This window comes from Stenotrophomonas sp. 3diitr2024 (assembly GCF_042136455.1).
Lineage (GTDB): Bacteria > Pseudomonadota > Gammaproteobacteria > Xanthomonadales > Xanthomonadaceae > Stenotrophomonas > Stenotrophomonas sepilia.
Genome location: NZ_JBHHMJ010000541.1, coordinates 1 through 9,975 on the forward strand (window position 1 = coordinate 1; position 9,975 = coordinate 9,975).

General features: G+C 68.0%; 10 protein-coding genes. 7 read left to right on the plus strand and 3 right to left on the minus strand.

What is annotated here, in order from left to right:
- Positions 1 to 28: 28 nt before the first annotated feature.
- Positions 29 to 808, minus strand: coding sequence for a TSUP family transporter (locus tag ABGA94_RS13880; RefSeq protein ID WP_032954756.1), 780 nt, complete (start codon positions 806 to 808; stop codon positions 29 to 31).
- 102 nt (positions 809 to 910) lie between these two features.
- On the opposite strand from ABGA94_RS13880, the gene ABGA94_RS13885 reads away from it, so the two are divergent.
- Positions 911 to 1,303 carry a YchJ family metal-binding protein gene (locus tag ABGA94_RS13885; protein ID WP_032954755.1) on the plus strand — a complete coding sequence of 131 codons (393 nt, stop codon included), beginning with the start codon at positions 911 to 913 and terminating at the stop codon, positions 1,301 to 1,303.
- Between the two features lie 3 nt (positions 1,304 to 1,306).
- Here ABGA94_RS13885 and ABGA94_RS13890 read toward each other — a convergent pair whose 3' ends face one another.
- Positions 1,307 to 2,587, minus strand: a complete 1,281-nt coding sequence (locus tag ABGA94_RS13890; protein WP_375367562.1) for a diguanylate cyclase — start codon at positions 2,585 to 2,587, stop codon at positions 1,307 to 1,309.
- A gap of 166 nt (positions 2,588 to 2,753) precedes the next feature.
- Between ABGA94_RS13890 and egtB the strand changes: the two genes are divergently transcribed.
- The 6 genes from egtB to ABGA94_RS13920 all read left to right on the plus strand — a co-directional run bounded on the left by egtB (position 2,754) and on the right by ABGA94_RS13920 (position 8,693).
- Complete coding sequence (gene egtB, locus ABGA94_RS13895; RefSeq protein ID WP_095379435.1) at positions 2,754 to 4,025, plus strand: ergothioneine biosynthesis protein EgtB; 1,272 nt, start codon at positions 2,754 to 2,756, stop codon at positions 4,023 to 4,025.
- Positions 4,022 to 4,996, plus strand: a complete 975-nt coding sequence (egtD, locus tag ABGA94_RS13900) for an L-histidine N(alpha)-methyltransferase (protein WP_005421314.1) — start codon at positions 4,022 to 4,024, stop codon at positions 4,994 to 4,996. The genes egtB and egtD overlap by 4 nt, the downstream gene beginning before the upstream one ends.
- Before the next feature lie 83 nt (positions 4,997 to 5,079).
- The gene (locus ABGA94_RS13905; RefSeq protein ID WP_197598865.1) at positions 5,080 to 6,348 is read left to right on the plus strand and encodes a lytic murein transglycosylase; all 1,269 of its coding nucleotides are present in this window, start codon (positions 5,080 to 5,082) and stop codon (positions 6,346 to 6,348) included.
- Between the two features lie 40 nt (positions 6,349 to 6,388).
- The gene (locus ABGA94_RS13910; protein WP_375367564.1) at positions 6,389 to 7,279 is read left to right on the plus strand and encodes a D-hexose-6-phosphate mutarotase; all 891 of its coding nucleotides are present in this window, start codon (positions 6,389 to 6,391) and stop codon (positions 7,277 to 7,279) included.
- 26 nt (positions 7,280 to 7,305) lie between these two features.
- Positions 7,306 to 8,076: a DUF2628 domain-containing protein gene (locus ABGA94_RS13915; protein ID WP_053496756.1), complete on the plus strand. Its 771-nt coding sequence runs from the start codon at positions 7,306 to 7,308 to the stop codon at positions 8,074 to 8,076.
- 71 nt (positions 8,077 to 8,147) lie between these two features.
- Positions 8,148 to 8,693: a DUF2628 domain-containing protein gene (locus ABGA94_RS13920; protein ID WP_111128342.1), complete on the plus strand. Its 546-nt coding sequence runs from the start codon at positions 8,148 to 8,150 to the stop codon at positions 8,691 to 8,693.
- A 9-nt stretch (positions 8,694 to 8,702) separates the two neighbouring features.
- Here ABGA94_RS13920 and ABGA94_RS13925 read toward each other — a convergent pair whose 3' ends face one another.
- Positions 8,703 to 9,890, minus strand: coding sequence for a benzoate/H(+) symporter BenE family transporter (locus ABGA94_RS13925; RefSeq protein WP_375367566.1), 1,188 nt, complete (start codon positions 9,888 to 9,890; stop codon positions 8,703 to 8,705).
- Between the last annotated feature and the right edge of the window lie 85 nt (positions 9,891 to 9,975).

Below are 9,975 nucleotides of genomic sequence, written 5' to 3' on the forward strand. Positions count from 1 at the left end.
AGTGCCGGCCGCTGGCCGGCAACCGCATTCACGCAGCGCGGAACGTATCCCACGCCATCCGCGCGATCAGCACCACCACCAGCCCCACGAACAGCTTGCGGATGAAGGGCGTGCCGCCCTTCAGCGCCAGGCGCGTGCCCACCACCGAACCGATGATGTTGGCTGCGGCCATTGGCAGCGCGAACAGCCACAGGATGTTGCCGGTCGGCACGAAGAACGAGATCGCTGCCACGTTGGTCGCCAGGTTCACCATCTTCGACGCCGCTGACGCGCGCAGGAAATCCAGGCCGAAGAAGCGCACGAACAGGAAGATCAGGAAACTGCCGGTGCCTGGCCCGAAGAAGCCGTCGTAGAAGCCGATCGCCGCACCGATCGCCAGCGCGATCACCAGTTCGCGGCGGCCGATCTCCTGGGGCCGGTGCAACGCACCGAAGTCCTTCTTCCACAGCGTGTAGGCCAGCATCGCGACCAGCAGCACCAGCACCAGCGGCCGTACAGCATCCTTCGGCAGCAGGCTGACCGCCGTGGCCCCGGCGAAGGAAAAGATGAAAGCGGTGCCGGCCGCGAACAGCACCGGCTTCCACGGGAAGCGCACATTGCGCGCATAGCGCCACGCAGCGGCACCGGTACCGAACATCGAACTGAACTTGTTGGTACCAAACAGCATCGCCGGCGTCTGCTGCGGCAGCACCGTGAACAGGCCGGGCAGCTGCACCAGGCCACCGCCACCCACGGCGGCATCCACAAGACCGGCGATGAAGGCGATCACCACCAGCCACCACAACTCAGGGGGAACCAGATCCAGCACGGCGATCAATCAAGGTGGGGGCGCGACAGCATACGCCTGTCCTGCTCCAGGTGACTCCCGCCGCGCGTGGATCAATCCCTGCAACCCGGCGACAATGCCGGCATGAGCCGAAAATCCGCCGATCCCTGCCCCTGTGGCCTTCCCGCCGACTATGCCGCCTGCTGTGGTCGTTTTCATGCCGGTGAAGCCGCGCCCGATGCCGAGCACCTGATGCGTTCGCGCTACAGCGCGTATGTGCGGGGCCTGGCCGACTACCTGCGCCACACCTGGCATCCGGATACGCGTCCGGCCGAGTTGTCGCTGGGCGATGCGCCAGGCCAGCGCACCCATTGGCTGGGCCTGACCGTGCACGACCACGCGGTCACCGGCGCAGACAGTGCTGAAGTGCGCTTCACCGCGCGCTACCGCATCGGCGGCGGCAGCGCGGTGAGAATGACCGAGCACAGCCGATTCCGGCGCATCGACGGCCGCTGGTATTACCTCGACGCGGTCTGAGCCCTACGCACTGGATGCAGCCAGCAGGCGCTGGCCGCCGTGCGCGCGGACCTGGTTGCGACCTCCGTCCTTGGCCATGTACAGCGCCTGGTCGGCGGCCTTGAGCACTGCCGTCGGTCGCGGATCCACGCGGCTGTCGGCCAGCCCGATACTGACCGTCACCTGCACCACCTGGCCGGTGCCGCCGCGTCCGCGCTGCTGACGGCCAGCTTCGTCGTCACGGCTGCGGGTGCTGCGGTCGCGCAGTTGCATGCGGGTGTCCTCGATGCTCTGCCGCAGTGCTTCGACGGCCTCGATGCAGGCCGCCGCTGGGCGGTCCAGGAACACCACCGCGAATTCCTCGCCGCCATAGCGGAACGCTCGGCCACCGTCGCCGACACGCGCCAGCCGCGACCCCACCAGGCGCAGCACGTCGTCGCCGGTATCGTGGCCGTGGGTGTCGTTGAACGACTTGAAGTGGTCCACGTCCACCATCGCGATGCTGTAGGTGCCGCGCGCCCGCTGCAGGGTCTCGTTGAACGCCCGTCGCCCGGGCAGGCCGGTCAGCTCATCGCGGAAGGCCATGTGGAAGGATTCCTGCAGCATCGCGCCCAGCATCAGCAGCAGGGCGGCGCTGCTCAGCGCCGGCAGTAGTACCGGCTGCAGGAAGATCCGCGGCAGCATCCACCACAGGCACAGCAGGGCCAGCAGCATCGCCGTGTGCAGTGGCCGCGGATGCCGCCACGCCTGCCAGCCCAGCGCTGCGCTCGCCAGCAGGAACAGCAGCGCCGGCAGCTGCGCCAGCGCATTCCAGTCGGCGGGAATCCAGGCCCAGTGACGGCTCGACAGCAGATCGTGCATGCCCTGCGGCTGTTGTGCCGCAAGCAGCAGGAAGATCACCAGGGCCGCGCCGCAGACCACGCTGCGCAGCAGCAGGTCCTGGCGTCGGCGTCCGCGTTCCGGCCACACTGCCAGCCCGGCAAACAGCAGCGGCACCCAGGCCGAGATTGCGTGGAAGCGCAACGGAGTCCAGGCGTCGACATGGCCGCTGCGCAGGTAGCCCCCGACGTCCCGGTGCAGCAGGGCGAACACCACCGCCACGACCAGCAGCAGGCACAACGTGCGTATCTGGTGGTAGAGCAGGGCCAGGCCCGCGCCGAGGCAGGCCAGCAGCCAGGGCAGGATGCGTTGGGCCGGGCTGGCCACATCCTCGGTGCCCAGTGCCATCCACAGCACCAGGACGACCAGCACGGCGGGCAGCACGAACAGGTAATGCGCAGGCTGGCGGAGTGGATGCAGGGGCACGCAGGAAGTCCAGTGCGGTGACGATGCGGCCGCAACACTGCCGTTAGCGGCGTCCTCACCCGCTTCTTGAACACGCGCTTCTTGAAAAGGTACGCCCGCAACCATGTGAATGGGGCAGTGTGCCGCCATGACGTCGCACTCACCGCACTGCGCCGATGCTGTAGGCATGGACAGCGTACCCACCGCCGTCGCTGCCCCGCAGCACGACCTCGCCCACCACTTCGCACGTGTTCGTGCCCGCAGCCTGCAGTTGGCCGCACCGCTCAGTGCAGAGGACGCCATGCTGCAGAGCATGGCCGACGCCAGTCCCAGCAAGTGGCACCTGGCCCACACCACCTGGTTCTTCGAACGCTTCGTGCTGGCAGGATTCGCCAGTGCGCCGGCGCGTGATCCAGCCTGGGACTATCTTTTCAACAGCTACTACAAAAGCATCGGTCCGGCGCACGCGCGGCCGCAACGCGGTCTGTTGTCGCGGCCCTCGCTGCAGCAGGTGCACGACTACCGCCAGCAGGTCGATGCACAGGTGCAATCGCGACTGGCGGCAGGCGACCTTGATGAGCAGGCGCTGCAGCACCTGCAGTTGGGCCTGCAGCACGAACAGCAGCACCAGGAACTGCTGTTGACCGACATCAAGCATGCGTTCTGGTGCAATCCGTTGCAGCCAGCCTACCGTGATGACCTGCAGCCTGCCACCAGCGCTGCCAGTGCGCAGGGCTGGATCGAATCACCCGAACGCATCATTACCATTGGCGCCGCAGCCTGGCCGCAGCACACCGCCTTCGCCTACGACAACGAATCGCCGCCGCACCGCGTGCTGCTGGCTGCACACGCACTGGCAGAGCGTCCCGTCAGCAATGGCGAGTACCTCGCCTTCATCGAGGCTGGCGGCTACCGCGAGCCGCGCTGGTGGCTGAGCGAAGGCTGGGCGTTGCGCGAAGCCGAGGGCTGGCAGCACCCGCTGTACTGGGACGATGCCCTGCAGCGCGAGTACACCCTCGGCGGTTGGCGAGAACTGGACCCGCATGCGCCGGTCTGCCATCTCAGCTATTACGAGGCCGATGCCTGCGCCCGCTGGGCGGGTGCGCGCCTGCCCAGCGAGTTCGAGTGGGAAGCCGCCGCTGCGTCGCAGCCCCTGCGTGGCCATTTTGCCGACGACGATCAGCTGCACCCTCGGGCGGGGCAGGGCAGTGGGCTGCGGCAGCTGTTCGGCGATGTATGGGAATGGACCCACAGCGCGTATGGCGCCTATCCGGGCTTTCGCCCTTTTGCCGGCAACCTCGGTGAATACAACGGCAAGTTCATGTGCGGGCAATGGGTGCTGCGCGGTGGCAGCTGCGCCACGCCGCGTGGCCACGTGCGTGCCAGCTACCGCAACTTCTTCATGCCCCCGGCGCGTTGGCAGTTCTCCGGGCTGCGCCTGGCCAGGGATCTCGCATGAGTACGGTGCAGGACGCGCTGCAGGCGCTGACCGATCTCACTCCCGGCCGCCAGCAGATCCTTGCCGACGTGGTGGCCGGGCTGTTGCGCACGCCCCGCCAGCTGCCGTCCAAGTACTTCTACGATGCACGCGGCTCGCGCCTGTTCGAGCAGATCACGCATACTCCCGAGTACTACCCCACGCGTACCGAGCTGGCCCTGCTTTCACGGGTACTGCCGGACATCGCCCGAAGCGTCGGGCCGCACCTGCACGTGGTGGAGCTGGGCAGCGGCAGTGGCCGCAAGACCGCGTTGCTGCTGGCCGCCCTGCACGACCCGGTGGCCTACACGCCGATTGAAATCTCGCGTGCCGCGCTGCTGTCCAGCATCGACCATCTGGCCCCGGCGCTGCCCGAGGTGGAGATGCTGCCGGTCTGTGCCGACTTTACCCGTCCCGTCGCCGTACCCATGCCCGAACGCGAACCCGCGCGACGGCTGCTGTTCTTCCCGGGTTCCACGCTGGGCAACTTTGAAGGCGAGGACGCGGTCGCGCTGCTGCGCGCGATGCGCCAGACCATGGGGCGTGATGGCCTGGCCCTGGTCGGCATCGACCTGCACAAGGACCCGGCGTTGATCGAGGCGGCCTACAACGATGCGCAGGGCGTCACCGCCGCATTCACCCTCAACCTGCTGGCCCGCCTGAACCGCGAAATCGGCAGCGACTTCGATCTCGATGGCTTCCGTCATCGTGCACGCTACAGCTCTGCGCGGTTGCGCATCGAGACCGATCTGGTCAGCCAGCGGGCACAGGACGTCCACCTGGATGGCCGCATTTTCCACTTCGCCGCCGGTGAACCCATCCGCGTCGAGTACAGCCACAAGTACACCGATGACAGCTTCGACGCGCTGTTGCGGCAGGCGGGCCTGCAGGTGGCGCAGCGATGGGATGCCGAAAGCCCCGCCTATGGCCTGCGCTTGCTGCGGCGCGCCTGAGGTGGTGGCCAGCCGGTGCCCCTTCAGGTTCGGCGGCATCGCTACCCCTAAGATGGCCGTGCAACGGCAACACGGAGGACGCCATGCCTGTTCTGACCACGCTCGGCCTGGCGGCCGCCCTTGCGTCGAACCCGACGCTGCCTGCGGCTTCGGCCGCCAGCACCGATCCGGCGTTCAGCCGCTGCTTGGCGGGCCTGCAGGCCACCGCCGCGACCCAGGGCATCGGCGCCGACCGCTTCAACGAGATCACCGCCGGGCTCACCCCGGACCCCAGCGTGCTCGGCCTGCTCGATGCACAGCCCGAATTCACCACGCCGATCTGGGACTATCTGGCCGCGCTGGTTGATCGCCAGCGCGTTGCTGATGGTCGCGCCCTGCTGCAGCAGCACCGCGACCTGCTCGATCGTGTGTCGGCCCAGTATGGCGTCGATCCGGCCACCATCGTCGCGGTCTGGGGCGTGGAGAGCGACTACGGCCGCGTGTTCGGCAAGCGCCCGCTGCTGCAGTCATTGGCCACGCTGTCGTGCGCCGGCCGCCGCCAACCTTTCTTCCGCGGTGAGCTGCTGGCGCTGCTCACGCTGATCGACCGCGGCGACCTGCAGGCACAGGGGCTCACCGGCTCCTGGGCCGGTGCCTTCGGGCACACCCAGTTCATGCCCAGCACCTATGCACGCATCGCCGTGGATGGTGATGGCGATGGCCGCCGCGATCTGGTCGGCAGCATTCCCGATGCACTGGCCTCCACCGCCAACTATCTCAAGCGTGCCGGTTGGCGCAGTGGCGAACCATGGGGCATGGAGGTGCGTGTGCCCGCCGGCTTCAACGCCAGCCAGGCCGGCCGCACCCAGCGTCGCGCCCTGGCCGACTGGCGCGCGCAGGGCGTGACCGCGCTGGATGGCAGCGCGTTGGCTCCGGCCAACCTGCCGGCGGATGCGCGCGCCGCCCTGCTGCTGCCGGCCGGCAACAACGGCCCGGCGCTGCTGGTGTTCCGCAACTACGACGCGATCTACAGCTACAACGCTGCCGAAAGCTATGCGCTGGCGATCGCGACGCTTGCTGACCAGCTGCGTGGTGGCACCGGGTTGGCTACCGCCTGGCCGACCGACGATCCAGGCCTGGGCCGCGATGAGCGCCGCCAGCTGCAGACCCTGCTGCTGGCCCGCGGCCACGACATCGGTGCCGCCGACGGCATGATCGGTGCCGCCACGCGTCGCGCGATCCAGGCCGAGCAGCAGCGCCTGGGCTGGAGCGAGGTGGACGGCCGCGCAGGCCAGCGCATCCTGCGCACGCTGCAGGAAGAGGCGGCCGCCATCGCACCCGCTGGGCAGAATGCCTTGCCGGCGGCACGTTGACCGCGACATCATCGCCGCGGTCTTCAAGGAGCGTCATCGCATGCAGTCGAATCCGGACATCAGCACCGGCCTGTATCACGGCCTGGAGGCCTGGCAGGTGCGAACCGCCAATGCCACAGCGGTCGTGAGTGTGTTTGGTGGCCAGCTGCTGTCGTTCATTCCCGATGGGCAGCCCGATCTGTTCTGGCTTTCGCCCACGCGCGCCGAGCTGCCCACGCCTATCCGCGGTGGCGTCCCGGTGTGCTGGCCGTGGTTCGGTCGCCAGGGCAAGAGCGCCGATGCACCGGCGCATGGCCTGGTACGTACCGCACGCTGGGAGCTTCTGCAGGCCACCCGGAGCGATGACGGCGAGGTAGAGCTGCAGTTGGCACCTGCGCCCTGCGCCGATCCCGGCCTGCGCCTGCAGATGCAGCTGCGCGTCGGCCGCCAGCTGCGCCAGCAGCTCGTCACCGAGAACACCGGAATCTCGCCGGTGACCTTCACCCAGGCCCTGCACAGCTACTTCCGGGTCGGCGATGCCACTCGTGTCGAGGTCGATGGCCTCGACGGCCTGCAGTACCTGGACAAGTACGAGGACGGCGCGCAGCTGCGCCAGCAGCAGGGGCCCTGGTCGCTGCGTGACCCGCGCGATCCGGGGCGCAGCGACCGCATCTATACCGGTGCCGGCGGCCACTACGTGCTTCGCGATCCCGTCCTGCAGCGGCGGATCGAGATCCGCAGCGAAGGCAGCCAGACCCTGGTGGCCTGGAACCCGGGCATGGAGGCAGCGGCGAAGATGGCCGATGTCGGCGACGGTTGGCACGATTACGTGTGCCTGGAAGTGGCCAATGCCGGGCCAGAGCAGATTACCCTTGCACCTGGCGCGCGCCACCAGCTTGTGCAGGTGCTGGCCAGTGAACCGCTGCAGGCCGTGGCGGGAGTTTCAGAGTAGCGATGGGATCGACAGGAATGGATGGCATGCAGGAAGCACAGTGGTGGTACGCCAACAGCAAGCAGAGCGAAGGGCCGGTGGACCTGGCCGGGTTGCGCCGGTTGCAGCAGGACGGCACCGTAACCGCACGCACGCTGCTGTGGCGCGTAGGGATGGCATCGTGGCGGCCACTGGCCGAACTGGATCCTTCGCTCGCGCAGATGGCTCCGAACCCCTCGCCGGTTGAACCGGTGCCGGCGGTCACCGTCAGCGATACCCGGACCGCTGATCCGTCCGACCCCTACCGTGCACCCGCCGCTTCGCCCGTGGCCGCGACCGTGCCGGAGCTGGAAGGCGACATCGCCTTGTACGCCGCCGTGGTCGGCGGCAACTTCCCGATCTATCGACAACGCTGGCGGCTGGACCAGGGCATCGCCGAGGGCAACGGCACCTGGCACTGGCCGGCCTTCCTGATCGGCGTGATCTGGATGGTGTACCGGCGGATGTACCGGCTGGCGGCGATATGGGCTGGCATGCTGGTGTTCTTCAGTATCGCCGAGGCGTTGCTGGGCGTACCGGAAGGCGTGTCGATGGTCATCACCCTTGCGATCAACGTCACCGCTGCGGTGTATGCCAATCGCTGGTACCTGGCGCATTGCCAGCGTGAGATCGCCCGCGCGCGCGCCTTGGCGGGCGATGACGAGGCACGCCTGCGCAGCGAGCTGTCCAAGCGGGGTGATACCAATGCAGCGGCCGCAGCCATGGTTGCCATCATTGTCGTTGCGGCGATGTTCGTCGGCCAGGCAATGGCAGGCTGAGACCGGAGCAGCTTCAGATTCACCGATGCCTGCCGCTACTGCGGGTTCATCCCGGGCATGGAATCGCCGACATGAATCATCTGGATACCCCGCCGGTTTCTCCGACGGATGACAATCCCTATCTCGCGCCTGTTGCAGAGGTGGACGGTGCGACCGCTCCATCCGACGCGGACGATCTGAACCTCCTCGTGGGGCCCAACGCAGCGCTCTACCGCCAGCGCTGGCACCTGGACAGCCCAGTGCCGAAGCCGCCGCGGCCGTGGCACTGGCCCGCCTTCCTGGTGCCGACCTACTGGCTGCTGCACCGGAAAATGTACCTGGCGGCCATCCTCTTCGAGCTGGTCCTGTTCGGCATCGCGCTGCTGGCGGCCCGTGCCAATCCGCTGCTCATGGTGGTGTTGCTGGCGGTGCCACGGTTTGCCATCGCGATGACCGCCAATACCCTGTACCTGCGCTATTGCATGCGGCTGCTGGGCAAAGTGAAGGCTGCTCACGCCGGGCAGCACCATCGCATCCGTACCGAACTGCAGCGTCGTGGCGGGACCAGCGTCTGGGCGGTGGTGATCGGCATGGCGGCTGTCGGGGTGATCAACACCGTCGCCCGCATGGCGGCCTGACACGTTTGCTCAGGCTGGTGCCCGTGCCCGCAATACCAGCAGGCACAGCGCACCGGCCACCAGCCCCCAGAACGCCGAGCCGATGCCGGCCAGTGAGACCCCCGAGGCGGTGACCAGGAAGGTGACCAGTGCCGCCTCGCGGTCCCGCTCTACCGCCAGCGCACTGGCCAGGCTGTTGCCGATGGTGCCGAACAGGGCGATACCGGCCACGCAGGCCACCAGCTCCTTGGGGAAGGCCGCGAACAGTGCGGCCACCGTGGCGCCGAACAGCCCGACGACAATGTAGAAGGCACCGGCCGCCATCGCCGCGGTATAGCGGCGTGCCGGATCCTCATGTGCATCACGGCCCATGCAGATCGCGGCGGTGATCGCGGCCAGGTTCAGCGCGTACGCACCGAACGGCGCCAGTAGTGTATTGACCACACCGATCCAGCCGATCAGCGGTGACACCGGGGCGTCGTAGCCGGATGCGCGCATCACCGCCACGCCGGGAATGTTCTGCGAGGCCATGGTGACCACGAACAGGGGCAGGGCGATGCCGGCCACGGCGGTCCATGACAGGGAGGGCGTCACCCACTGCGGGATCGCCAGCTGCAGATGCACCTGCTGGGCGTGCAGCAGGCCGTGGCTCGCGGCGACGGCGATGCCGACCAGCAACGTGGCGATCACCGCATAGCGCGGGAACAGCCTGCGCCCGGCCAGCCAGGTGGTGAACATCGCCAGTGCCAGCACCAGCTGGGTATTCATGGCCACGAACACATCCAGCCCGAAGCGCAGCAGGACACCGGCCAGCATGCCGGCGGCCAGCGCCATCGGCACCCGTTGCATCAGTCGGGCGAAGATGCCCGAAAAGCCCGCCAGCAAGCTGAGTACGGCGGCCAGCAGGAATGCGCCCGTGGCCTCGGCGAGCGACGCGCCGCCGACACCCACCACCAGCATCGCCGCGCCCGGGGTCGACCACGCCGTCACCACCGGCACGCGATAGCGCAGTGACAGGCCAATGCAGGTCACGCCCATGCCCAGCCCCAGCGCCCACATCCAGGAGGCGATCTGCGCCTGGTTGGCGCCGACGGCCTGTGCCGCCTGGAACACGATCACGGCTGAGCTGGCGAAGCCGACCAGCACCGTAATGAAGCCAGCGACGATGGCTGGCATCGAAAGATCGCGCCACCATGCGCGCCGCACCTGCATGCTCATTGCTCTGTCTCCACTGTGCATCCCTGCATTGTGCATCCCTGCATTGATAGGGGTTGCGGCGTTGACCGCGCAACGCGCGGGCAAC

Excerpts from the sequence above, each read along its gene's own strand:
- ABGA94_RS13885 (WP_032954755.1), top strand. The coding sequence starts at position 911 with ATGAGCCGAAAATCCGCCGATCCCTGCCCCTGTGGCCTTCCCGCCGAC.
- egtB (WP_095379435.1), top strand. The coding sequence starts at position 2,754 with ATGGACAGCGTACCCACCGCCGTCGCTGCCCCGCAGCACGACCTCGCC.
- egtD (WP_005421314.1), top strand. The coding sequence starts at position 4,022 with ATGAGTACGGTGCAGGACGCGCTGCAGGCGCTGACCGATCTCACTCCC.
- ABGA94_RS13905 (WP_197598865.1), top strand. The coding sequence starts at position 5,080 with ATGCCTGTTCTGACCACGCTCGGCCTGGCGGCCGCCCTTGCGTCGAAC.
- ABGA94_RS13910 (WP_375367564.1), top strand. The coding sequence starts at position 6,389 with ATGCAGTCGAATCCGGACATCAGCACCGGCCTGTATCACGGCCTGGAG.
- ABGA94_RS13915 (WP_053496756.1), top strand. The coding sequence starts at position 7,306 with ATGCAGGAAGCACAGTGGTGGTACGCCAACAGCAAGCAGAGCGAAGGG.
- ABGA94_RS13920 (WP_111128342.1), top strand. The coding sequence starts at position 8,148 with ATGAATCATCTGGATACCCCGCCGGTTTCTCCGACGGATGACAATCCC.
- ABGA94_RS13925 (WP_375367566.1), bottom strand. The coding sequence starts at position 9,890 with ATGAGCATGCAGGTGCGGCGCGCATGGTGGCGCGATCTTTCGATGCCA.